Origin of the sequence: Caloramator sp. ALD01 (genome assembly GCF_000472625.1) — a bacterium.
Taxonomy (GTDB): Bacteria; Bacillota; Clostridia; order Clostridiales; family Caloramatoraceae; genus Thermobrachium; species Thermobrachium proteoclasticum.
Genome location: NZ_AXAA01000008.1, coordinates 33,770 through 59,888 on the forward strand (window position 1 = coordinate 33,770; position 26,119 = coordinate 59,888).

A 26,119-nucleotide genomic window follows, 5' to 3' on the forward strand; every position below is an offset into this window, starting at 1 on the left:
TTATAATTTCTAAAACAAAAACAGCTATATTGCCATTTATTCACATACTAAATTATATTAAATCCAGATATTTAATTATACATTAAAAGAATTAATGAAACTGGTTTAAATCTAATAATATTTCTAAACCCTCTACAAAAGAGAGATTCTCATTGTATTGTTATTATTGAAATCGTCCATAATAAATTTAAGATATAATAGGAGTTGATATTGTGAAAAATAAATTTTTATCTATTTTATGCTTTCTTCTCACAGGATTTATTCTTTTTACTTTGTCTAATATAGAACTAACCTATAGAGCAGCTGTAGATGATTCCTCTACAGTAAAGACTATTTATCTTACCTTTGACGATGGCCCAAGTTATAAAATTACCAATCAAATATTAGATATTTTAAAGGAAAAGGAGGTTAAAGCCACCTTCTTTTTAATAGGAAATAAGGTTGAAGATAGAGCTGAAATAGTTAAGCGAATGTATAATGAAGGGCACTCAATAGGACTTCATTCCTATACACATAAAATGAAGCAAATATATAAAAGTGAGGATACCTTTATTGAAGAGATGAAAAAAACAGAGGATGCCGTATACAATGTAATTGGAGTTAGACCCAAAATAATAAGATTCCCGGGTGGAAGCATAGGACATCTTGATGAAGATTTTCACGAAAAACTACACGATTTGGGATATAAGGTATATGATTGGAATGCAAGGATTTCAGATGGATATGTACCAAGTAAATCACCAGATGTTTTATATAAAGAGGCCATTAAGACAAGCAAAAAATGGAATACTGTTTTTCTTCTTATGCACTGTAGTGAGACAGATAAAAACACAGTAGTGGCACTGCCAAAAATTATAGACTATTTTAAAGAGAAGGGTTATGTATTTGAAACAATTGATGAAAAGACACCTGAATATTATTTTAGATATAAAAAAGGTAAGCCTTAAGCTTACCTGAGATTGTTGATAAACCTATTTGTTAGCTAAATTTTGAAAAAGCCCCATGAATGGATTTCAATGGGCTCTTTCATGAGCTATAGCAATTCTTGCTTTTCGACTTTGGAAAAGTCCGTAATTCGGCACAGGACGTGCCGAGCCGAGCGGCCATCAGGACGATGGCATCGCGAGGGTAGGACTTTTTCAAACAAAGAAAAGCTTNCTTTTTCAAACAAAGAAAAGCTTAGAATTGCTTAGCGAAATGAATCGATGCCCAAGAAATCCTTCATGGGGCTAATCAATATATAACTTTTTCAACAGCCTAAGCTAAGCCTTTATGCTTACCTTCTCTATTGCCATCTTAGGGCTTTTGGGAAATAATTCTTTAGCACTCCCTTTGCAACTTTTCCAAAGCTTAAGGAGTAGCCATCAACATTTATAAGGTACCATCCATCCTCTAAATCTATGTTTAAGGTATAACCTTCTATATATTTCCTTATTTCCTCTGAATCCCTTGTAAAATTTATATTTCTATAAACTTCATCCATCTTTAAAGTTGCAGATAGGGCATAATCTGGTTCAAACCTATTTTTCTTAAACTCTCCAAGAAGTATTCCAGGACGAAGTACATTTAAATCCTTTAAGTCAAAGCAATCATCAGGAACATAGTAGAGCCTATCTCCTCTTAAGATAAGTCTCTCATCATCAAACTCAAACTTCAAGGTATCCTTAACAAATCTTCTAAAATCATCTATATCCCTTTTGCCTATGTTACTCTTTAGCATTTTAGGTTCTTCAACGTCTCCATCAAGCTTTTTCAGTAGAGCAAGGAAGTGGCCTTCTCCCTTAAGTCTATGGGGCATAAGCCTTGCAACCTTTTTAAGCTCTGGATTATTAAAGACTTCGTAAAATCCTTCCCTAAAACCATATTTCTTTTCTATGTTAACAATTTCAAAGTTTTTATTTTCCCTTAAAAATTCATCTATCACATACTCATTTTCCTCAATTGAAAATGTACAGGTTGAATATACCATAAGTCCACCAGGCTTTAGCATATTTGCAGCTGACCTTAAGATAGGCCTTTGCATTGCCTGATAGTTTAGGACATTTTCCACACTCCAATAATTCAAGGCATCCTTGTCCTTTTTAAACATACCCTCTCCAGAACAGGGTGCATCTACTATAACCTTATCAAAATATCCTATAAATACCCTCTCTAACTCCTCTGGTGAGTTGTTGGTAACAACAGCATTTTTAATTCCCATTCTTTCTATATTTTGAACAAGTATTTGGGCTCTTTTTAGCTTTATTTCATTCGAAACAAGAAGTCCTTCTCCTTGCAAATATGATGCCGCCTGTGTGGATTTACCACCTGGGGATGCACAAAGGTCTAATACTTTTTCTCCTTTTTTAATTTGTACCTGTGGTGCAACAGACATTGCACTTGGTTCCTGCACATAAAAAAGCCCTGCTGCGTGATAGGGGTCCTTTCCTGGCTTTTCCTCCTCTATATAAAAACCCCTCTCCTCCCAAGGCACTCTGTCTAATATTTTATAGGGAGATAGCTCTAAAAAATCCTCAACGCTAATCTTTAGAGTATTTACTCTAATTCCCTGATATCTATCTCCTTCATAGCTCTTTAAAAAATCATCAAACTCATCCTTTAAAAGCTCCTTCATTCTATCTAAAAACTTCTCTGGTAGCCTCATAGTATTCCTCCAACATCAAAGTTTTGTAGATATATATTTTAACATTTATGAGGCTATATTACAAGAAATACTAAAACCCAATATATATCTTAGGTGACATCAAAAGAAGAAGTGAAAAAAGTAATATTATGAGGACAATATATATTTTTCTTCTCATAATCCCAACCCCTAATTCTTTATGTTTTCTTAATTTAATTTTATAACAACCTACTTTTAAAATAGTAAATAATTGGTTACGAAAACAAAAAGAAAAAGTGGCAATTTGCCACTTTATCTCAATGTAAACTTTTTAACCATTACAGGAATTGAAGGGGTTTCATTACCAAAATACTTATAAATATCTTGAGTTATATTATACTCTACGCCTTTATAAGTTACCTTTATAGCAGTAACTCTTAAAGTAACTTCTTTATCCTTTACATTGTCATCTGTTATCCTAAATTTAAATCTATCACTTCTACTTTCTGCTGAAGCGTTAAATAAGAAATTATTCTGCTGTCCATCCTTAGTAGTTTCAACATCACCATCGGTAATAGGAGTTAAAATCAACTCAACTCTTGCATTTGAATCCATATTGAACAATTGTCTATTTGTTATATCTACTTTTACTGTAACATAAGTGTTGTTTGGTATTAAGTTTCTATTAATCTCAATTTTATTGAAATTTACATAGTTATAAAAATCTCTTGACCTTATTTCAATGCTTCCTATTTGACAGCTATTTGTATAGTCATAACTTAAGCCCTCTACTAATTTTTGGCCACTAATTATTGCCTCATTTAAATTTATAACACCTGTATCATTGGATTTGTATTTTACATTAATAGTTACTGGTGATGGGGTACCTTTTTTGTTTTCAAATACAATGCTATCTAAATTGATGTTTAATTTTCCATTTTCAATACTATATTGTGTATTGTCTAACTTTATTCCATTAACATATACTTCTTCAACCTGAAGCTTGGAAGGTAGGTTTTGTTCTAATTTTATATTTGTATATACAGTAGACTTAGTTATAGATTTATAAATTTCATTAAACAAGCTCTGTAAATTATCTGCATTATCTATTATTTCAGAAATTCCAGCTTCTATTTGTTTAATTTGATTAAAGAAATTAACATCTATATCTCCTACTTCAGTATTTAAAGCAACAAAATGCACTTTATACTTTGATTTTAACTCACTTACCTTATTTTTGGTTATGCTTTTTGTTATTTCATCTGGTTTATTCCCAGGGCCTAAATAATCTCCAAAAACTTTAATATTCTCACCATATTTAGTTTTATAATCATTTATCGTATTACCATTAACATAAAATGTCGGCATTCCATCTGTTAAAACAATTATATGTTTTTCAACATCTCTACTATCAGCATCTAAATGTTTTTCTGCTATTAAAAGTCCTTCATAAATATTGGTTCCGCCGTTTCCAAACATTCTATCAACTCTATTAAGTAAAATCTGCTTGTTTTCTTCAGAATTAATGCTTAACAGAGAATCATTAGGATTATTGACTCTCGTATCAAAATCAACAATTGCAACCTTGTCATCTTTACCTTTACTCTCATCAGACATTTTGTTTATTAAATTCTTGGCAGCCAATATAGTTTTATACATTTTTGTATTAATATATTGTTGATTATCATAAGACTTATAATATAAATTACTATTTTCTACTCTATTATAATAATATTCCTTTATTGCCTTAGAATCTGTATAGTAAGTATATTTTTCCCATATTCCATAATATCTATAATACTTCTCAACAATGTATTTATATATATGATTAGTATTTTTGCGTTTTACATAACCATCAAAATCAATTTCATAAATATCTCTATAAGTATTTGTCATCTGCATCGACCCAGATGTATCCACTACTAAAACAATATCTACTGGATTTCTGTCAACATTTATTTCACCCTGAGGAGTTAATTTGTATTCAACTTCTAAGGGTTCGTCTAAATAGATATAACCATTTCCATTTTCATCGGTTCTTCTATTCTTTATGTTTGCCTCTATGTTTATGTTTGTTGGATCTATGATTAATGAACTTAGTGGAGCATTGCTTACTCTATTAAATAGTTTTACTTGGTCAGTTAAGGTCTCTGAAGTCACATCTTTCGTCTTATCATTTCCTTTATTATAATTATACGTCAATGTAGCAATCCCAAAATTTTCTAATTTACCTATGGATTTTGACTTCAACTTTACGCTAAATGAAATACTTCCATTTGGATTAAAATTTAAATCATTGCCCTTTAGTGTATTGCCAACTATATTCCATCTATCTGGTAAAGTTGATACTTCAAAGTTAGCAGGTATAGGATAAGTTATACATATATTGGATATATTATTGCCCTGTCCATTTATTTTATAGTTAAACTGCAATTCAACTTCTTGTCCTATCCTTATTAGTTCGCTTTGAGTTAAAATTTTTGCACTAAAATCCTGCACACCTGAAGCTTTTGTCATTCTACTCCATCCGATGCCTAAAACAATAGCTAAAACCAAAACTAAAGCAAGTATTCTTTTTTTCAAGGTTTTCACCTCCTAAACCCCTTAGGGCTATTTTATAACTATTTGCCTTTTAGATTTAATTAAAATATTAGTTTTTGCCTTTTCTTCAAGCCCTGCATAAATGTCTTGTTGATAATAATCATCAGCTGTAATACCCTTTGCAATAAATCTATAGAATTTCTGACAATCTTCCTTTTTATTACTTAAGTAGAAGTTTATTAACTCTTTTGAATTTTCTTTATTTGCTTCTATTGTAATATTTTTCCCTTTAATAATCAAGTCTCCATTGGAAATAATAGTACCATATATTTTTGTACTTTCACTGCTATTTAGGGAAATATTTCCATTACTATATAGGAAAACACTACATCCATCATAATTTTTTAAGTCTTGTATCTCAATATCTCCATCTTGAATTAATACATATGTTTTATCACCTATAATTTCAATCTTTTTTCCTGGTAAATTATTTAAATAATCTAAATCTATATAGTCAAAAAATGAATTAGAAACTAATCCTTTATCTTTAAAATGTACTTTCTCTAACATTTCAGCCTTCTTTTTTCTTGATTCATCCCTCGCTGAACTTTCACTTAAACCATCCTTTAATTCAAGCTCAGCAACCCTTGATTTTATAGTATCAATATTATTGATAGAATCTATATTTTCACTACCTAATTTATATATTTTGTTATTGGCTATTAAAAAATAAGGAAAGTAGCTCTGTGATATTTTTGTTTCATTAATTTCTATGCTGTTTCCAAAATCATATTGGTAATCAAAATTGATATTGTCTACTTTTGAAAAATAAAGATAATCCAAAATAAAACCAATTGATTTACCAATAGTGGCATTTATTATCGGTTCAAAAAGATTTAATTTAAAATTATGATCACTTTTCAAGGAATAATCATTAAAATGACTATTATATTTTTCTTTATCACCCATATAGTTATAAATTATAAAGTTTGGATTTATTGCAGTAGTCTCTAAAGTTTTAAATGGATTACCACCTCTAACCAATTCATCAACAAAGGCAACTCCAAATAAAATTACTCTACCGCCTATTCTAAGTTTAGATAAGGTGTCGTTTATAATAACAGAAGACGAACTGTTATAATTAGTATTGCTGTTTGCTTCCTCGTATGATACAAGGTCATTGTCAATATTGATTTCACTATTTTTTGCATATAAAGATACGTTATCTGCGATATATGCATTCTTAACTTTTATATTTGAATCTTTAGCCTTTTCATCTGTTACAATTGAATGGCACCAAACATCTCCACCCTGTCCATTTTGGTTCTCCTTAACCTCTATTTTAGAACCTTCTGTTACTGTTCTAACAAAGCCACTTATTAAGTTTTCATTTGAATCTACATATCCAGTATATATATTACCTTCAACTACCAAATTTCCATAGGTGCTACCCATACTTTCTATAGTTGTTGTATTTACACTTGCATTACCTGACTTTAAGTTTTCTATAGCTTCAGAATCAATTCCTACTAAAACTCCTCCATAGTTTTCATAGGGTTTATTTTCTTCTATACTATTTCCTGTACCCTTTGCATATATGTCACCCTTCACTGTTAGCGTACTATTTCCATTTGCAACAATTATATTTCTTCCTGAAATTAATGCATAATCTAATAATCCATTATATCCTCTATTTATTTTTTTATTTTCATCTGCAAAGGCCTTTTCCCTAAAGGGATTAAATTCAAATGTTGTTACCATATATCTTTGAACATCACTGTTTTTGAGTCTTATTTTTACTAACAATGTTTCAATTGGATATCTACTTCTTGTATATGAAGTCAAATTGTTTTTAGGTATATCTTTAAATATGCTTTTATATTCAGAACTTTTTCCATCCATATCCCTTAGAATATTAAATTCAACATCATAATCATTATTTACTAATATTTCATCTATTTTTTGTTTCCACACTTCCCACGTACCGTTTATAGAAATATTATTGCTACCTATCCTAACCTGTTTGTTTATAGCATATCCATCAGTATTCTTCAAAAATTCGTCTATAAATTCAACGTATTTTTCTGTAAAAATTTTTCTCATTTCATTTTCATACGTTTCTTTACTTTTATTATTTAAATAGTTTTCATATATTGTTTTAATCTCAGAATTACTTAAATTAGGAGAACCTGAAGGAGTATAACAGTAACTATTTGCATAGTTTCTTGCTTCATCGGCTATGATATCTAAAAAATATAGTATTTTGTCGGTACTTGAATCTGCATAATAGTATGCCTGATTTTTTTGATGAAAGCTACTGCTCTGTTTTAATGATGCCAATGTCATCTGCATTGCCGCAATACTTACAGTAAACAATATTGCTAACATTAAAATAACATAAATCAGTGCAGAACCCTTTTTTCTTTTAACCATACACATCACTCTCATTTTTGTATTTTAGAAAACTCGTATATTTTTTCATCTAAGGGGTTATTCAAATCACTATTTTTAAAAATTGATATTTTTACATATTCTACCCTTTGATTTTTATCTAAAGAATTAGTAGCTGTCTTTTCTATAAACTCTACATTAGGGTAAACTGATGCTAAATTTACATTACTTGGTTTATTTCTATAATCTACTGTTAAAATTCTATCTATTAAATCATTACCACTATATACACCATCAATTAAAAAATTTATATTATAATCTGTATTATTAACATCAATTAGTAGTTTTCCAGAGGGATTTGAAATAGTCTTATCAAATACCTCTTCAGGCAAATTCGAAAAGGTTTCATCGTCATTTTCCCTTATTTTATTTATTTTTATTTCATATTTAAAAGCACTATTTTCTAATGTTACCTTTATAAATACTCTATTTTTAACTTTTTCTCTGTTTTGAATCTTTTTCTCTTTTTCCAATTGACTTACTTGTGCTTTTGTATCCCCTTCCAACAACTGCAGTTCGTTTCCATCAACCTTCAACACTAAGTCATAACTGTTATAATCTATACCCTTCATCTGGTATTCTGCCTGTTTAACCCTTTCAAATCTTATTTTATGTTTTTTATCACTATAATCTATTTCTATAAAATTAATATTATTATCTGGATTATCTGGAAATTTAACATCTCCATTTAAATAACTTTCATAGGCATAGTTAAATATATTCACTAACTCTAATTTTTCTTTAGAGGATTTATTACCTCTTATTGCTGAATTTATCATACCTGAAACCGGAATAATTAAAATTGCAAAAATAGCAAATGCTACTAAAAGTTCAACTAATGTATATCCCTTACGCCTCTTCATAGCATCATCTCTTTTCAACAAATATATTGTTGCCTGTTGCTGTTATGTTAAGCCTTGGTTTATTTTTATCATCATAAAATACATAAACCATTACCTTTTTGTTGGTTTCGTTTTTTACATTTAAAAGAACAACATTTTTATCATCTTGATATTTTCTTTCTGTTGAGTAAACGTATATTATTATATTCTCTGAATTATTTTTAAATTCCTTAAACCCTCCATCCTTTGGATGAGAATCCCCTTCGGTTGACATTCTATAAAGAAGCTTATCTCCGTTTTGCTTTAGTTCAATAAATGCTTTTTCAATCTGTTTATTCTTACCATAAATTTTAAAATCTTCGCCTGTTTTAATTATTTGCAAAGCAGTCTCTGGAGAATTAAGTGTTGATAGCATTACTAAAAAATCCTTATTCTGCTCTATATATTCCTTTGACGTAGTATCTGCTATTGTTGTTTTTAAGGGACTACTTGAAAAAATCTTATCTTTGCCTGTTTCTAAATTAAAATCCTGCCACTGCCTCATTGGTGCATCCTTATCATTAAATCCAAAAAACTTTAAATCAAAGGAGGCTGAAACAATATCACCATTATTTAAAGGAACAAGTGACAAACTATCTACTGAATATAGAGTATTAAAGTCCTTTGTCTCTGTGAAAAGTCTCTTAAGGTTTTCATAGGTAAGTTGTGTCGTTATTTTTATGCTATGAAAAAATGCTCCATCTATATTCTTGCTGCCACTGTATTGAAACTGCTGTTTTTGTGATATAGGTAAATCATTAATAACAGCATCATACTTTCTAAGAAGGTTTAATGAGTCAACAACACAAAACTTTTCATCCAAGTTATTAGGCATTTTTAAGGAAATGTCGTAGTAATTTAATTTTGTCTCCTCTATTTTATCTTTATTTTTGTTGTATACCTCAACTGCTCTATCAAGTTCTGCCTTTCTGTCTAAGAGCTTTGTGTTTTCTTCTTTTAAGCTACTAATTTTAGAGGACATAGCTTGATACGCATAATAAAAACCAAAACCTAAAAGGAAAATTAAAAGGATTAAAAGCATCTTTTTGTCTCTCTCGGTTAACTTAAACATATCCATCACTTCCTCACAATCTCTGCAGTAATTGATGTTCTCTTTTCAGTTCCTTGATTTGAAATTCCATTGAAAACTATATTTTTAAATACATCAGAATTTTGCATATTGTAAACAAACTGTGCTATATTCTCCTCCCTTGAGGATTTTATTACAAAGGAAACCTTATCCTTACTTAAGGTCATATTTTCAATTGCCATCTCTGATGGCATAATCTCCTCAAGGTTTGTTATGACAGTATTAAATGTTTCATTATCCTTTGCCACTAAATCTAAAATTGTCTTTTTATTTTCATACATCATTTTAACCTTAGTATATTCTTTAACTTGATTTTCAATAGGAATTAGACTATTTATTGCCTGTGTTAATTTGGCATTTTGTGTTTTATAATAGGTTATTTTAACTAAAGAAATAATTGTTATTACCAAAAATATAGACAATTCAGCCAAAATAAATATATATATTTTTTTATTATCCTCTGTCTTATTTTTATACTGCCTATTGTAGGCCTCAAGCAGGTTTATATCCTTACCTTTATTAAACTGTAGGTTTAACATAATATCCCCCTTATACTATATAAATGTTGAAATTGGAATTATAAATTTGTTTTTATCACAATCCGTATCTATAAAGTCAAGATTAATTATATAATTTACATTTACTGTAACTTTTTTAGGCAATACCTCATCAAGCCTAATATTCTTTGAAAGTTCACCTGTTACAAACACATTGTTTAGTTCTTGTCTTTCCCTTATTTTATAAAATTCTATTAGCTTTGTTATGTTGTCGTAAACTTCATTTACACTGTACTCATTTGATATTAGTTCACCCTCATCATCTATATTTAGGTCGTGGGGGTAAGTCTTTGTCAACTGAACAATTCCATCCTTTACAATAACCACTGTTAAAAAGTTTCTTTCTACATTTAAAAGCATTGCACTTTGCTCTTTTCCAATTTCTAACCTTTTTGACAGCCTTGTTAAAACATTTGGTTCTATATCAATTCTGTTAATCTTTAAATTCAACTTATTTACAATTGACATCACTTGGTCAATTATATTTTTCGGAACTGCAAAAACAAGGAGCCTTAGTTTTTTGTTCTTTCCGTCCTTTAAAACCTCAAGCACCTTGTAGTCTAATATATATTTATCTATATTTACCGGGAAATATTGTGATGATTCATATTTTAGCATCGTATATATTTTATCGCTCTGAATGTATGGTATAGTAACCTCTCTAACAAGAAGGTTTGTAAGTCCAGATAAAACTATGTTTACACTCTTCTTTGATACCTTGTTTTCAAAGAAAAATCTATTTAACGCCTCTACAATCGCATTTTCATCTAATACATCTATTACTCCACTATTTAAATTTTTTAATTTTATATCCTGTGCCTTTAAAATCTTTGCCTTTTTGCCTTTTCTCCCCTCAACAACCTTTATATAGTTGCTGTTTAATTCTATGCATAGACTGTTAAACAAGCTATCTAACATACTACTACCCCTCATCTTCTAATATTGTATTTGATTGAATAATCCCTTTTTATATCACGAATTTTATAGTCAACAGTAAATTTAATCTCTATATATTTTAAAACATCCTTCTCCTCAAAGGTACCATCAGGCTTTTGGATATTAATTCTCTCAGTTTGGGTTTCAATTCTAAAATCCTCAATATTATCATCTAATATTTTTTTATTTAAAGATACACCATTTGTTTTCGTAATGTATATTTCATCCTCCAAGCTGTATATCTCTATCTTATATGCATTGCTTTTATCCTGTGCTAAATTTATTTCACTATTTTCCTTTGGAAGGTATATAACAAGTTCGTCCTTATCTGTATGGATGTCGTGTTTTTTTACAACTATATCCTCCTGATATGCCATCTGAAGTGACTGCATAACATAATCCATAAAGCTTTTAACCTGTGATTCTATATATGCCTTCTTTTTTTCCTCCTGAAGCACTCTGTAGTTGTTTATAAAAAAACTATATCCTGCCTCAAGAAGAATCAAAAGTATTGCTGAAACTACTAAAAGCTCAATTAGCGTAAAACCCTTTTTTCTCATACAAAACCCCTACTCAACTCTTATATTTCCTGCTGGTATTTTATCTATATAAACCCTTTTGGAATTGTTTTCAGATTTATTGCTAATTTGAATTAGATTTATCTCTTGTCCATCTTCGTTTAAACTATATTTTACTTTAAGCCCACCTTCTGATGTAAAAAATATAAAATTTACATCCCTAAATTCAATCTTTGACTTGTTATTTTCATTCTCCTCTATATAAAAATTAATGTTAATATCTTTATATTCAGCACTTCTTATAACCCTTTCATTTCCTTCTTTTTTTATAAGTTCTATTCTATAGGTTCCCTCATTTTTACTTATTTTTACATAATGGGTATTATAATCCATTGATTTGTTTCCATTTTCATATACATCCCTAAGCATAGATGCTATTTCACTTGTTGCAGAATCAAGCCTTGAATTTATAATGGATTTTGTAAAGTTCATATATGCAATTGAAAGGAGTATTCCAAGTATTGCAACTACAATAGTCATTTCAATTAATGTAAAACCCTTTTTTCTCATAAATATCACCTATAAAGTTAGGATAGGGGGGGCACAAGGCCCCTGGAAATTTTTTATATTACTTATATGTGTTATTATTAGAAGAATCTAAAGGATACACTTTATCGTAGTCTTTATCATCATTTATATATATTATTAGTTCATCCTGACCGTTAAATGTGTAATAAAATTCACAACCTTGTTTAAACTTTACTTGTGGAACATCTACATCTAGTACATCTTTAACAGGTGCAGGAGTAGTCGCTTCTTTTAAATTACCCTCAGCAATTTTTTGTTGAAGCATACTAGCTATTGTTTTTGCATTTGCAATATCTGCTTGTTTCTTTGAATTTCCTATTGTCTTTGTTATTTGTGGAACACCAATCGCAACTAAAATAGCAATAATAGCAACTACAACAATCATTTCAATAAGTGTAAAACCTTTTTTCTTATTTCTCTTGTTCATAATTAAGCCTCCCCATCTTTTATAGATTCATATTTCCGTAGAGTTTAAACATAGGTAGAATAATTGATGCCAGCATAAAGCCTACAATTAAGGCCAAGAAGACTATCATTATAGGCTCAAATACTGCTGTAAGCCTTGTAACCATATTTTCGACCTCATTTTCATAGAGGTCTGCAAGTTTTGAGAGCATTTCCTCAAGGGTACCGCTCTCTTCACCTGTTTTAATCATAACTGGCACAAGCTCTGGAAAAATATTAAGAGCTTCAATTGGTCTACTTAGGCCTTCACCCCCCCTAACCTGTTCAACGACTCCTTCAAACTTTTCTTCAATATATGCATTGCTTAGAAGATTCTTTGTAGTCTCAATAGCAGTAACAAGTGGAACACCTGAACTTACAAGGGTTGATAGTGTCCTTGTAAACCTTGCTATTGAGGAAAAAAGAGATATTTTACCAATTATAGGCATCTTAAGCCTTAAGCTTGAAAAATATATGCTACCTGAAGGAGTCTTTTTATAATAATTTATTAAAATTATTAACAGCACAATTAGTGCTATTAAAATTAACCAATTATTCTTCATAAAGGTACTTGCGTTTAATATAAACCTTGTAGTTGGCGGCAATTCAACTCCTAAGTCATTAAACATCCCAACAAAGGTAGGTATAACAAAAATTAAAAGCAGATTTAAAACGGCAAGTGCAACAAATATAACTATAGCTGGATACATAAGTGCGTTTGTGATCTTCTGCTTCAGCTTCATTTCCTTTTCAAACTGAACTGCCATCTTCTCAAAGGAGTTGTCAAGAGAACCCCCAACTTCCCCAGCCTCTATCATATTTATTAAAATCTCTGGAAAAACATCTGGAAATCTTCTCATCGATGCTGATATGGCTGTTCCCTTCTCTACGTCCTCCGAAAGACTTATTACTGCATTTTTAAGTTTTTTATTTGTAATTTGATTTTTAATTACATTAAGACAGGTTAATATGTTCAGTCCTGCCTGCAGCAGTGTTGCAACCTGCTTACAAAATACGGCTAAATCCTTGGCTTTTACCTTGTTTAAAAATTTTATATTTATTTCTTTATTTAACACATTGTCTTCATTAATATCCACAATATAAAGGTTCTTATCCTTTAGCTGTCTTTGTGCGTCCTGCCTGTCCTCTGCTACAATCTTTCCTTTAATCTTCTTTCCATTCACATCTATAGCTTCGTATACATAATTTGCCATAAACACCCCTCATCAATCCATAGAATATGTTACTCTTAAATATTCTTCAACCGTTGTTTCACCATTTAAAACCTTCTCTATACAGCTATTTTTTAGTGTAACCATTCCTTTATTAATTGCCATATCTTTAAGTTCATCACTACTTAAGCCCTTTGTAATTGCTGTTCTTAGTTCCTTATCTATTGCTAGTATTTCATATATACCTGTTCTTCCTATATATCCCTTTTGTCCACAGTATAGACATCCTCTTCCTCTATATAATTTATATTCTTTATCTTCATCGAGACCGAGGGCCTTTATTTCATCAAGACTTGCTATATACTCCTCTTTGCAGTGGGGACATATTCTTCTTACTAATCTTTGGGCTATAACACCTATTAAAGATGAACTTATCATAAAACTCTCAATTCCCATATCAATAAGTCTTGTAACAGAACTTGGTGCATCATTTGTATGGATTGTAGATAGAACCAAGTGCCCTGTTATTGCCGCCCTTACTGCAATTTCTGCCGTTTCTTTATCTCTAATCTCACCTATCATTATTATGTCTGGGTCCTGTCTTAATATTGACCTTAGAGCTGCTGCAAAGGTTAACCCTGCCTTTGGGTTCACCTCCACTTGGTTTACACCATAAATGGTACTTTCAACAGGATCCTCAACGGTGATTATGTTTCTATCTCCAGTGTTTAGTTCTCTTAGTGCTGTGTATAATGTTGTAGATTTACCGCTTCCTGTTGGTCCTGATACCAATATGATTCCGTGGGGTGAAGAAATTAGCTTTTCATATAGTTCTAAATCGTGATCTAAAAAACCTAAATTCTTCTTATCCTTTAAAAACTCCCTCTTATCTGCTATTCTAATAACAATCTTCTCCCCAAAAACGGTTGGAAGCGAGGATATTCTCATATCATATTCCCTATCATAAATTTCGAAGGTTGTCCTACCATCCTGTGGAACTCTTTTTTCAGCAATATCCATATTCCCTATAACTTTAATTCTTGCAACAAGTGGTGCGTGCAGTTCATACTCAACCTTCATTATTTCGTATAGTATTCCATCTATTCTAAACTTTATTTTAACTTCTTCTTCAAAGGGTTCTATGTGTATATCGCTTGCCCTTTGGTTTATCGCCTGTTCAAAAATTGAATTTACAAGTTTTACAATTGGTCCCTGAACATCATCATCAACAGCTCTTTGATTTTTTGTTTTTTCAAATTTTAAACCTTTGTTTTCCCTTTTAAACTCTTCAGCAGCCTTTAAGGCCTCCTGTTTTCCATAGTATTTGTTTATAAACCTTTTTATCTCCTCTTCCTTTGCAAGAACTGGCTGTACGTCTTTGCCTGTATAAATTTGGACATCCTCAAGGGCAAATATATTTAGAGGGTCTGCCATTGCAACTATAAGCTTGTCCCTTTCAAATTTAATAGGCAAAAGTGTATGCCTCTTTGCTAAGGTTTCAGAAACAAGTTTTACACATTCCTGGTCAATTGGGTATCTATCAAGCTTAACGTGCGGTATCCCAAGCTGGTACTCTAATACTTCTATTATTTGGTCCTCTGTTACAAATCCATTTTCAACAAGTACTTCACCAAGCTTTTTATTTGTATTCTTTTGTATATTTAAAGCCTTTTGAAGCTGCTCCGGTGTTAAAAGTCCTGCATCAATTAAAAATTCTCCTAATCTCTTTCTTTGTTGCATATGGATACCCCTTTATATAATGCTTTTTAATATAAATTTTAAAATAATTAATTATTGTATTTAAAAATATATGTCAATATTAGAATTTTATTTCTTTAGTTTTTTTGTTTTTTTACTTTTATATTACATTTATTTACTATAAAACTCTTGTATATTATACCACTTTTAAACAAATTTGTACACATCAAAGGATGCCAAAAACTTAATTTTTGTTTATATTTATAACCTCTACAGAATTGTTTTTTATAAAATTGTCCCTCCAAACCTCAGAATAGTTTCCTACTGCCCACTCAAGCATTATTATTTTATCTTCTTTTGCAATTTTAATCTCTCCAATCTTTTCAGAGAGTTTTTGATTTTTTATTCTATAAAACTCAATGGATTTTGGAAGAACAATAACTGCTATATCCTTATTGGGTGAAGTATAGGCATCTATTGCTTGAGGAATTTTATCCTTTATATCCTTCATAGGAATACAAAGGGTATCATACATTACCATATTACTTGGGGGGAAAAATCCTGTATCAAAGTCCAGATAGGAGAAAAAATCACCCGATTTATAGTTTATTCTGCCCTTCAATGAATAAAAACCATTTCTTCTTAAAACTCCAATATTTTCGTATTTTAAATCCTTGTTTACTTCCTCACCTTTTAATTCCTTCAATATACTATCCCTCTGTTCATCAAACCTTTTTCTAAAACTTTCTCCCAGCAAATCAGTTATACTTATTCCCGTCTGCTGCATAGGATTATCTACAGGAACAATCTTTAGTCTACCTATTATTCCATCTCCCTCTTCAATAGCAATATAGTCATTGCCAACAAAGTCAATATATGAATTAAATTTTGAGGTACTTTTTAAAGAAAAAGCAGCCTCTTTTCTATTAACTACCTTCTCCTGTCCCTTTGAAATGTTATTTACTTTAATTTGTGAATCTTCAATATCTATTTTCCAAAAGCCATTTTTTCTTGGAAGGAATATGTTGTCAGCTAAATACATCTCTTTAATCTCACCATTTGAAACTCCTATATAATAGGTTTTATAAGAGTATTTACCTTCATTTTTACTTCTAAGGCCAATAAAAATTGCTGCATCCTTATTGGATGAATTCTTTTTGAAACTAAAAATATTTATATTCCTTCTCCAGGAGGACATATCATACTCATCGTTTGTTTTCTTTAATCTATACACCTTTTTATTATACACAAGCATTATTAACTCTTCGTTAATTTTAATAAAATCATAAAGGAAGTTTCCATTGCTAATTACAGATACTACTTGAACCTCTTTACCTTTATCTATGTTTTTTATTTTATATCCATTTAATAAATACTCCGACATATCAACTATTTTTATCTTATAATTAATACCTATAAACCTATCTACACCATCCCAAAATTCATCCTCTTTAAAAACAAAACTTCTCCCTACAAACCCATCATCTTTGTAATCATCTGCATATTCTACTTTATATGCACCTTTTATTGGAATGGTTTTATTTTTAGGTGCCCTTACCTTTTGGGAACTTGAAAAATTACTACATCCTGTTAAGTTTGCTAAAATTAAAAAAAACGCTATAAATACAAATATATTTCTTTTCATCTAATCACTCCACCTTTAGGGAAAGTAACATAGACTCTTGTACCCTTATTTTCTTCACTCTCAATTTTTATACTGCCCTTCATTTTCTCTACTATATCCTTACATATCGAGAGCCCTATACCATTTTTTGACCTACTTCCCCTTCCTTTATAGAACTTTTCAAAAACGTGAGGTAAGTCCTCCTTTGATATACCAAGCCCTGTATCCTCAACCACAATAACTATATCCTCATCATTTTCCTTTACTTTTATAACTATACTATCCCCTGCGTTTGTGAAATTAAAGGCATTATCTAATAAATTTATAAATACCTGCTTTAATCTATTTTCATCAGCCTCTATGATTATACTTAAATTCTCCTTTAATATACTAAAAATCTTATTTTCCCTATAGGCTCTTGGTTCAATCTGTTTTCTTATACCATCCAAAAATGTATTTATATCTACGTTCTTAAATTTAAATTCAATTTTCCCAGAAGAGAGCTTTGAAAAATCTAAAAGCTCCTCAACCATAGACGTGAGCCTATCACATTCCTTTTCTATAATATCAAGTCCATCCTTTAAAAGTTCTTTATCCCCCTCTAAGTCCTTTAGGGTAATTGCCCATCCCTTTATAGAAGTTAGAGGAGTTCTAAGTTCGTGGGAGACAGAGGATATGAATTCATCCTTAAGTTTTTCCCTCTTTATTATTTCATCCGCCATATAATTTAGGGTTGTTGATAAATTTTTTATTTCATCAAATTTTGCATCCCTGCACCTTTTGTTATAGTCTCCCTCTGCCATCCTCTTTGCAACCTCTGTTATGTTTACTATAGGAACAACTATTTGATTTGAAAAAAGAATACTTACAAATGCAAAGATTAAAGTTACAATCAATCCCAGTAAAGTTAAAATCATAAATATACTTCTTAAATCCTTATTTACTTCCCTTAATGTGGTTATAAATCTAATACCACCAATTATTTCTCCACCACTATATAGAGGATGAGATACTGCCATAACCTTTTCGTCATCGTAACTTACATTACCTATCCATCTTCCTATGTTCCCTGAAAGAGCCTCCTTTATATCCATAAATTCATTTTCCTCAATTACTCCTATAGAGTCAAATATTATCCTTCCTGTATTATCGAATACCTGTACCTCAATATCACTTCTATTTAAAAAAACATCTACACCATTCAATACATTTTCATATAGGCTATTTTTTGAAAAATATTTAGTGTAAATATCAGAGGAAATCTTTATTTGTCCTATAAGTAGATTGGCAATGTTTGAATAATATATATTCCTAAAAGAAAAAAATATTATGGTATTTAAGGTTGCCACAGTTAAAACTACAATAATGACGAAGTTACATAGTAGTCTACGTCTTATACTACTCATACCTACTTCTCCCTTCGCCATCTATAGCCATATCCCCAAACCGTCTCAATATATTTAGGATTTGAAGAATCATCCTCTATTTTTTCCCTTAGCCTTCTTACGTGAACATCTACGGTTTTTACTTCACCAAAGTAATTTTTACCCCATACATAATCTAAAATATCGTTCCTACTTAAAACCCTTCCTTCATTTTTTATAAAGAATAATAAAATCTCAAGCTCCTTAGGAGTTAAATTTATTTCTTTATCGTCCTTAAATACCTTCATCGATTCTAAATCTACTTTTATGTTATGGCTTTTTAATTCTTGTTTTTGCACATTATCCTTATTTATCCTTCTAAAGATTGTGTTTATTCTTGCAATTAGCTCTAAAGGGTTGAAGGGCTTTACCATATAGTCATCTGCACCAATCTCAAGCCCCATTATTTTATCCATATCCTGTGATTTTGCAGTTAACATAATAACAATTACATTGTTGTCTACTTCTCTTATTCTTCTTAAAACTTCAAAGCCATCAATCTTAGGTAGCATTACATCAAGAACCACTACATCAGGTTTTACTAAAGAAAATAGCTCGAGGGCCTGTTCTCCACTTTCTGCTTCAAATACAGTAAATCTGTTTCTTTCAAGATTAATTCTTACAAACTTTCTTATACTTGCCTCATCCTCAACAATTAACACCTTTATTCCTTCCATAACATCACCTACTTTATAACTTCAAATTGATATCCCCTATTTTTAAGATGTTCTATAACTTTTTTTAACACATCTGGAGTAGTGTGCTTTCCTCTTCCGTCGTGCATTAGTATTACAAGGGAATTTTTGTTTTTTGATGTTTGTAAAAATCTCTCATACTGTCCTTCAGCCGACATCATTTTACCCTCTGCATCACCGGTTAGGCAGTTCCAGTCGATATATGTATATCCGTTTTTAACAATAGCCTCTTTTATTTCTACAGGTCTTCCACCACTCCCACCAGGAAATCTAAAAAATCTATTGTCATATTCATCTCCTAATATAGATTTGATTATCGATTCTGTATCCTTTATCTCCTTTATCATAGCTTCTTCAGAAGAATATATTTTTTTATAGGAATGTGAATAGGAGTGATTTGCTATAGCGTGTCCATCTTCATATATTTTTTTTAATAGTTCTGGATTTGCTTTAGCCATACTTCCTAAAACAAAGAAAGTTGCCTTTATATCATTTTCCTTTAAAATATCTAAAACCTTTGGAGTTACATCCTTGCTTGGACCATCATCAAAGGTTAGATATGCCACCTTTTTACCTTTGCTCTTATAAAATCCTATTGTTCTTTGTTTATTAATTATTTCTGCCTCTGATGTTTTTTGACTATCTACAGCTTTAGTTTGTTCCTTTTTTTGTGTCACTTTATCCTTTTCCTCACTTTTGGGTATTTCATTTTCTTTTTTAATAGAATCATTTTCTTGTTTGTTTTTATCAATTAAATCAACATTTTTATTAGGAATTTCCTGCATTTTATTGTCCCTTTTATTTACATCATTAATTTGTTCTGCCATTGCATTGTTGAATCTATTTCTTGCATATAGCTTACCAATAGATAATCCAATCCCCAATGCCAACACATAAATTGTAATTAAAGTTATTAGCATACTTTTTTTCATTTATCTTTCCTCCATACTGTCAAATCGCTTATAATTTATATTTCTACATAAATAAACAAACTCCTTTAGAAAAACTTTCTATATAACATAATTTTATATCCTAAATATGTTTTAAAAATTAAAATTTGATAAAAAATAAATTCTGAAAAACTATACAGATTGTTGTTAAACCCATTTTTGTCAAAAGTATGAAAAAGCCCCATCATAGGATTTCAATGGGCTCTTTCATTTCAATGGGCTCTTTCATGAGCTTTAGCAAATCTTGCTTTTCGGATTTGAAAAAGTCCGTAATTCGGCACAGGACGTGCCGAGCCGAGCGGCCATCAGGACGATGGCATCGCGAGGGTAGGACTTTTTCAAACAAAGAAAAGCTTAGATTTGATTAGCGAAATGAACGAATGCCTTAAAATCCTTCATGGGGCTAATCAATATATAAATTTTTCAACAGCCTGAATAAATTCTAAAAATTTATACCATTTTTTAATTTTTTTATAAATTAATGTAGTATAATATTAATAATAAGTAATGAAGGGAGAATTTTTATGAGAATTTCAAATTTGACAACAAGGCTTACAAAGGCACTTGAAAGCAGTATAAGGCGTTTTCCATTAACAGTTCTATCAGCCTTTGCAACCTGCATTACAATAATAATTATGATTGAACAAAAAAGGGATCCATCTTTAACTCTGCAGAGACTCACTATGATTTTCGCATTATCAATACCAATTACTTTAAGTTTTAAGCTTATGTGGGAAAAAACAGGCAGGGACTTGAAACAACTACTTATATACTATTTAACCTCTATTATTTTAATTATCGGATATTACTTTATTTTTCTTAATAAAATAGACTATATAAGTACCTCAAGATTTATTGGTACTAATTTAATTTTTTATTTAGTGTTTCTATTCATTCCATACTTCTTAAATAGGGAAAACTTCGAAATGTATTCTATTAAGATTTTTACTGGATTTTTCATTACTGCAATATACACAGCAGTTCTTTTCTTTGGTTTAAGTGCTATATTATTTACAATTGACAGTTTGCTTGGAATTAAAGTTGAATCTGAAACGTATATAGAAACTTGGTTTGTGTGCCTTTTTATATTTGCAGTAAACTACTTTTTATCATTGGTACCAAAAAAGGAGAATACTTTTACAAAGTTTGATTTTCCAAGAGCCTTTAATATTCTTTTAAACTATATTGTAATCCCTCTATTAAGTGCCTACACAATCATTTTATACATCTACTTTTTTAAGATTATTATCACACAAAACTGGCCAAAGGGACTTGTTTCCCACCTTGTACTTTGGTATTCCTTTATAACTATTTTAGTAGTATTCTTTATTCATCCAATTAAAGAAGATGTAAAGATTGCCTACTATTTTACAAAAACAATAACTAAAATTATAATACCTTTAATAATAATGATGTTTTTCTCTATGGGAATAAGAATAAATGCCTATGGTGTAACTGAACCAAGATATTATGTCATAATTGCAGGAATTTGGATTTTATTTGTATTTATCTATTGGAACATAACAAAACAGCCTAAAAATACACTAATTCCTTCAACCCTTGCATTGACTATATTTATTTCTCTATTCACTCCACTGTCAAGCTTTAGTATATCAAGGTATAGTCAAAACAAGCGTTTTGAGAATCTATTGATTAAAAACAATATGCTCAAGGATGGTAAAATACAAAAAAATCCAAACACAAATAAGGATGACCAAAGAAAAATAAGCAGTATAATTTCCTATTTTGAAACAAGGCAGGGTATAGATAAACTAAAATATGTACCTAAGGATTTTAATTCATCTAAAATGAACGAAGTTTTTGGCTTTAACTATGAAGCACCTTATTTCCCAAAAGAACAGTACTTCTATTATAGAATAGCTCCCAACAGCCTAATAGATATAAAAGGATACGAATATTTTATACAACTTAATTCCTATAGCCAGGAAGTACAAAATTCAAAGGAATTTAGTTTCAAGTATTATAATTCCAATTCAGAAATAGCCATATTTAAAGACAACAAAGAAGTTTATAGAAAAAATATTAAAGATATTATACAAAGTGCATATAAAAAATATGGAACATTTAGACCAGATATAGAACTTAAAATTGAAGAATTGTCATTAGTTGACGAAAACGAGACTTTAAAGGTTAAAATAATATTAAACAATGTATCTGGAAGAGTTGATGATAATGAGGATATTAGAGTTGATGGATGTGATTTTTTAATTATGTATAGTATTAAAAAGTAGAAATATTTTTTAAGTGACCCCATAATGCATATTCAAATATTATGGGGTTTTATAATTGCCTATTACCTTTTTAAAGCAAAAATTTAGTAATATTTTTCAGGCTATTGAAAAAGTTATATTTTGATTAGCCCCATCAAGGATTTCTTGGGCATTCGTTCATTTCGCTAATCAATTCTAAGCTTTTCTTTGTTTGAAAAGTCCTACCCTCGCGATGCCATCGTCCTGATGGCCGCTCGGCTCGGCACGTCCTGTGCCGAATTACGGACTTTTTCAAAGTCGAAAAGCTAAGAATTGCTAAAGCTCACGAAAGAGCCCATTGAAATCCTATGATGGGGCTTTTTCAGATTTTTTCTAACAATTAGGTTTGTCAAAAATCCGAAAAATATAATAATATTTTTTAGATTAATAGACTTATAACTAATTTTTTGTTATAATTTACAAATAAAGGAGGGGTTATGTTGAAAAAATTATATTTGCTACCATTGTGTCTTATTTTTTTTGTGCCATTAATAGTTTGTGAAAAAATTTTAATACTTCCAGATCATCTCAAAAACTTTTGGATTGCAGGAGTGAACTTTGATTATTTTTCATATTATAAAAGCAAAGTATTGTTGATATTGGTTTTGTTTTCCTTAATTTCTCTACTCTATAGCTTAAGAAAAGATGAAATTAGTATTAAAAGTTCTAAATTATATATTCCATTATTTGTATATTTATTTTTCATAATAATGTCAACAATATTTTCTAAGTACAAAGACATTTCTCTATGGGGATTCCCTGACAGATATGAAGGAGCAATGGTTCTTTTTTCATACATAATTATATTTTTTGTTTTTGCTCTTGTACCTAAAATTAAAGATACGCAGATAATATTAAATTCCTTTTTAATTTCCTCATTTTTAATAGGAGTTATATCTATGCTTCAATTTTTTAATTTAGATTTTATAAAGTCATACATTGTAGGCAAACTTCATATATTCCAGTTGCAATATTTAGGAAAGGTGTATATAAAATTCAATCCTGGTCCAAGGTATGTTTATGCAACATTATATAACTCCAATTACGTAGGAAGCTTTATGGCAATATCATTTATAGTTACATTTATTTTGTATGTACTAAATAACGAAAAGAAAAGAATAATATATGGTATACTTTCAGTTATTATGTTTTTTAGCCTTATAGCCTGTCATTCAAGGGCTGGAATTTTAGGAGTTATGGTTGCAGTCATATTTTTTGCAGTGTATAAATACAAAGAAATTTTAAAGAATTTTAAATTTGTTGCACCTATTTTAATCATATATTTACTTGTTTACGTTTTTATAAACACTTTATCAAGCAGCTATATTGGAAATAAAATAGAGAGTCTTTTTGTTGATATAAATAAGACTATAACTAATTCAACAAATAACAATTTAAGGGATGTAAAAATTTATAATAATGCAGTTTGCTTAAATTTTGATAAAGCCACATTAAATTTTGTATTTGATAATGAAAAAATTTTTGCCACTGATGAAAATAACAAAAGAGTATCCTTTAAGTTTGATTCAAATAAAAATGAATTTTTATTTGAAAACCCAACCTATTCTCAATTAAAATATTTTATTAATAATTACAATAATATGCCTGTGTTAATTTTAAACAATGGATATGATAATTTAAATCTAATTAAAACCAAAGAAGGATTTAAAATATTAAGCTTTAGTGGAAAAATCAATAATATTAATCCTGTAGACAAAATAGATGTAAAGGGCAAAGAAAAGCTTGGCTCTGGAAGAGTCTATATTTGGTCAAGGTCTATTCCTTTAATAAAAAATACTCTGTTTTTAGGGTATGGCCCAGACACCTATGCATTGTATTTTCCTCAATACGATTATATAGGTAAATTCTTGTTCTTAGGTACCCCAAGTATATTAGTAGACAAGCCCCACAATATGTACTTGCAAAATGCAATTAATATTGGTGTTATAGGAACTTTGGCATTTTTAATATTTATCCTTTGCTATTTAATTTTTAGTTTTAAAGCAATTAACACTCTAAAAGATTCTTCTTTAAGTACAATATCTATCTCTATATTTTTTGCTCTAATTGCATATTTAGTTGCTGGAGTTTTCAATGATAGCGTTGTTTATGTGGCTCCTTTATTTTGGGCTTTAGGTGGTTTAAATTTTAAAATACTAAACAATTAAGTTTAAGAAAAGAGGTGTAGCTTTGCTACACCTTTAAATTAGAAGGCTGGAACAACTGCACCTTGGTATTTTTCTTCTAAAAACTTTTTAACATCCTCTGATTGAAGTACATTGATAAGTTCCTTAATTAACTCATTGTCCTTGTTATCCTGTCTTGTAACTAAAACATTTGCATATGGTGAATCCTTATCTTCAATAAATAGGCTGTCCTTTACAGGATTTAATTTTGCTTCAAGTGCGTAGTTTGTGTTTATTACTGCAAAATCAACATCCTTTAAAACCCTTGGAAGTTGTGCTGCCTCTAATTCCTTAAACTGAAGATTCTTTGGATTTTCAACTATATCCTTTGGAGTTTGAGTTAAACTATTATCCTTTAGCTTAATTAATCCTTGTTTTTGTAAAAGCAGAAGTGCTCTTCCTTCATTTGTTGCATCATTTGGTATTGCAACTACTGCTCCATCCTTAATCTCATCCTTGCTTTTTATTTTTTCTGAATAGGCCCCCATTGGCTCAACGTGTACCTTTGCAACTGAAACAAGATTTAGTCCCTTTTCTTTATTAAACTCATCAAGATATGGAACGTGTTGGAAGAAGTTTGCATCTATTTGTTTATCATTTAATGCAGTATTAGGTGTAACATAATCTGTAAATTCCTTAACTTCAAGTTCAATTCCCTTTTCCTTAAGCTTTGGTTTTATGTAATTTAATATCTCTGCGTGTGGAACTGGAGTTGCTCCAACTACAATTTTTTTCGTATTTGAGGCTTCTTTTTTTGAACAACCTGTAACTCCTGTCAATAGTAGTGATACACATAGTATTGTTGCTGTAAATTTTCTTAATTTCATATTCATTACCTCCTGTCAATTTTTTTTGCAAAATAATTTCCTGTTCTTTGAGTTATTTCAACCAGCAGTATCAAAATTATAACAGTAACTATAAGTATATCTGTTCTAAACCTTTGATACCCATATCTTACTGCTAAATCTCCTATTCCACCTCCTCCTATAACACCTGCCATTGCAGAATATCCTATTATATTTACAATTGTTAATGTAATACCTAATATTAAACCTGGAAGTGCCTCCTTTATTAAAACCTTAAAAACTATTTGAGGTGTTGAAGCCCCCAGGGAAACTGCTGCCTCAATTACACCTTTATTAACATCTTTTAGAGCAGATTCCACTACCCTTGCAACGAAGGGGGCAGCTGCAATGGATAGTGGAACTACTGCAGCTTCTTTTCCTATCGTTGTACCAACAATGACTCTTGATAGGGGAAAAAGAAGAATAATCAATATAATAAACGGTATTGACCTTGTTATATTAATTATTGAACCTATTATAGAATTAAGCTTTGGCATTTTAAGTAAACCTTCTTTGTCTGACAAAACTAAAAATATACCAAGTGGAGCACCTAATAATATGGAAAACAAAGTTGAAAAAACAACCATATACAGTGTATCTAAAAATGAAGGCAAAACTAATTTTAATATTTCACTCATACTCTAACC

21 protein-coding genes are annotated in these 26,119 nt (G+C 30.1%); 3 read left to right on the forward strand and 18 right to left on the reverse strand.

Features of this window, described 5'->3' with window-relative positions; genetic code table 11:
• The first annotated feature begins 212 nt into the window (after positions 1-212).
• On the forward strand, positions 213-947 hold the full coding sequence (locus A3M9_RS0105570; protein ID WP_027308349.1) for a polysaccharide deacetylase family protein: 735 nt from the start codon (positions 213-215) through the stop codon (positions 945-947).
• A 338-nt stretch (positions 948-1,285) separates the two neighbouring features.
• Here A3M9_RS0105570 and A3M9_RS0105575 read toward each other — a convergent pair whose 3' ends face one another.
• The 16 genes from A3M9_RS0105575 to A3M9_RS14150 all read right to left on the reverse strand — a co-directional run bounded on the left by A3M9_RS0105575 (position 1,286) and on the right by A3M9_RS14150 (position 20,153).
• Positions 1,286-2,644, reverse strand: a complete 1,359-nt coding sequence (locus A3M9_RS0105575; RefSeq protein WP_027308350.1) for an RsmF rRNA methyltransferase first C-terminal domain-containing protein — start codon at positions 2,642-2,644, stop codon at positions 1,286-1,288.
• Positions 2,645-2,914: 270 nt separating this feature from the next.
• On the reverse strand, positions 2,915-5,185 hold the full coding sequence (locus tag A3M9_RS0105585) for a vWA domain-containing protein (protein ID WP_027308351.1): 2,271 nt from the start codon (positions 5,183-5,185) through the stop codon (positions 2,915-2,917).
• Between the two features lie 27 nt (positions 5,186-5,212).
• Positions 5,213-7,576 (reverse strand): pilus assembly PilX N-terminal domain-containing protein, encoded by a 2,364-nt coding sequence (locus A3M9_RS0105590; protein WP_027308352.1) that lies wholly within the window; start codon positions 7,574-7,576, stop codon positions 5,213-5,215.
• Between the two features lie 11 nt (positions 7,577-7,587).
• Positions 7,588-8,457: a type II secretion system protein J gene (locus A3M9_RS0105595; RefSeq protein WP_027308353.1), complete on the reverse strand. Its 870-nt coding sequence runs from the start codon at positions 8,455-8,457 to the stop codon at positions 7,588-7,590.
• Positions 8,458-8,461: 4 nt separating this feature from the next.
• On the reverse strand, positions 8,462-9,547 hold the full coding sequence (locus A3M9_RS0105600) for a hypothetical protein (protein WP_156897874.1): 1,086 nt from the start codon (positions 9,545-9,547) through the stop codon (positions 8,462-8,464).
• Between the two features lie 5 nt (positions 9,548-9,552).
• Positions 9,553-10,104, reverse strand: coding sequence for a PilN domain-containing protein (locus A3M9_RS0105605; RefSeq protein WP_027308355.1), 552 nt, complete (start codon positions 10,102-10,104; stop codon positions 9,553-9,555).
• Positions 10,105-10,119: 15 nt separating this feature from the next.
• Positions 10,120-11,040 carry a type IV pilus biogenesis protein PilM gene (gene pilM, locus A3M9_RS0105610; protein ID WP_027308356.1) on the reverse strand — a complete coding sequence of 307 codons (921 nt, stop codon included), beginning with the start codon at positions 11,038-11,040 and terminating at the stop codon, positions 10,120-10,122.
• An 11-nt stretch (positions 11,041-11,051) separates the two neighbouring features.
• Positions 11,052-11,618, reverse strand: coding sequence for a type II secretion system protein (locus A3M9_RS14145; protein WP_027308357.1), 567 nt, complete (start codon positions 11,616-11,618; stop codon positions 11,052-11,054).
• A 9-nt stretch (positions 11,619-11,627) separates the two neighbouring features.
• Positions 11,628-12,146, reverse strand: coding sequence for a Tfp pilus assembly protein FimT/FimU (locus A3M9_RS13250; RefSeq protein WP_035165929.1), 519 nt, complete (start codon positions 12,144-12,146; stop codon positions 11,628-11,630).
• A gap of 58 nt (positions 12,147-12,204) precedes the next feature.
• Positions 12,205-12,591, reverse strand: a complete 387-nt coding sequence (locus tag A3M9_RS13255) for a type II secretion system protein (protein ID WP_035165931.1) — start codon at positions 12,589-12,591, stop codon at positions 12,205-12,207.
• A gap of 19 nt (positions 12,592-12,610) precedes the next feature.
• Positions 12,611-13,822, reverse strand: coding sequence for a type II secretion system F family protein (locus tag A3M9_RS0105630; protein WP_027308358.1), 1,212 nt, complete (start codon positions 13,820-13,822; stop codon positions 12,611-12,613).
• Positions 13,823-13,834: 12 nt separating this feature from the next.
• On the reverse strand, positions 13,835-15,520 hold the full coding sequence (locus tag A3M9_RS0105635; RefSeq protein ID WP_035165932.1) for a GspE/PulE family protein: 1,686 nt from the start codon (positions 15,518-15,520) through the stop codon (positions 13,835-13,837).
• 202 nt (positions 15,521-15,722) lie between these two features.
• The gene (locus tag A3M9_RS0105640; RefSeq protein ID WP_027308360.1) at positions 15,723-17,123 is read right to left on the reverse strand and encodes a hypothetical protein; all 1,401 of its coding nucleotides are present in this window, start codon (positions 17,121-17,123) and stop codon (positions 15,723-15,725) included.
• Complete coding sequence (locus A3M9_RS0105645; RefSeq protein ID WP_242826183.1) at positions 17,120-18,529, reverse strand: HAMP domain-containing sensor histidine kinase; 1,410 nt, start codon at positions 18,527-18,529, stop codon at positions 17,120-17,122. Before A3M9_RS0105645 ends, A3M9_RS0105640 begins: the two co-directional genes overlap by 4 nt.
• A complete protein-coding gene (locus A3M9_RS0105650) occupies positions 18,511-19,203 on the reverse strand; it encodes a response regulator transcription factor (RefSeq protein ID WP_027308362.1) in 693 nt (230 codons plus the stop codon). The genes A3M9_RS0105645 and A3M9_RS0105650 overlap by 19 nt, the downstream gene beginning before the upstream one ends.
• 8 nt (positions 19,204-19,211) lie before the next feature.
• Positions 19,212-20,153 (reverse strand): polysaccharide deacetylase family protein, encoded by a 942-nt coding sequence (locus tag A3M9_RS14150; protein WP_051350611.1) that lies wholly within the window; start codon positions 20,151-20,153, stop codon positions 19,212-19,214.
• Between the two features lie 542 nt (positions 20,154-20,695).
• Here A3M9_RS14150 and A3M9_RS0105660 point away from each other — a divergent pair.
• Positions 20,696-22,423 (forward strand): DUF4153 domain-containing protein, encoded by a 1,728-nt coding sequence (locus A3M9_RS0105660; RefSeq protein ID WP_027308363.1) that lies wholly within the window; start codon positions 20,696-20,698, stop codon positions 22,421-22,423.
• 458 nt (positions 22,424-22,881) lie between these two features.
• Complete coding sequence (locus A3M9_RS0105665; protein WP_027308364.1) at positions 22,882-24,609, forward strand: O-antigen ligase; 1,728 nt, start codon at positions 22,882-22,884, stop codon at positions 24,607-24,609.
• 38 nt (positions 24,610-24,647) lie between these two features.
• On the opposite strand, the gene A3M9_RS0105670 is transcribed toward A3M9_RS0105665, so the two are convergent.
• Together A3M9_RS0105670 and A3M9_RS0105675 are read right to left on the reverse strand one after the other, a co-directional pair.
• A complete protein-coding gene (locus A3M9_RS0105670) occupies positions 24,648-25,454 on the reverse strand; it encodes a MetQ/NlpA family ABC transporter substrate-binding protein (protein WP_027308365.1) in 807 nt (268 codons plus the stop codon).
• 5 nt (positions 25,455-25,459) lie between these two features.
• Complete coding sequence (locus A3M9_RS0105675; RefSeq protein ID WP_027308366.1) at positions 25,460-26,110, reverse strand: methionine ABC transporter permease; 651 nt, start codon at positions 26,108-26,110, stop codon at positions 25,460-25,462.
• Positions 26,111-26,119: the final 9 nt, after the last annotated feature.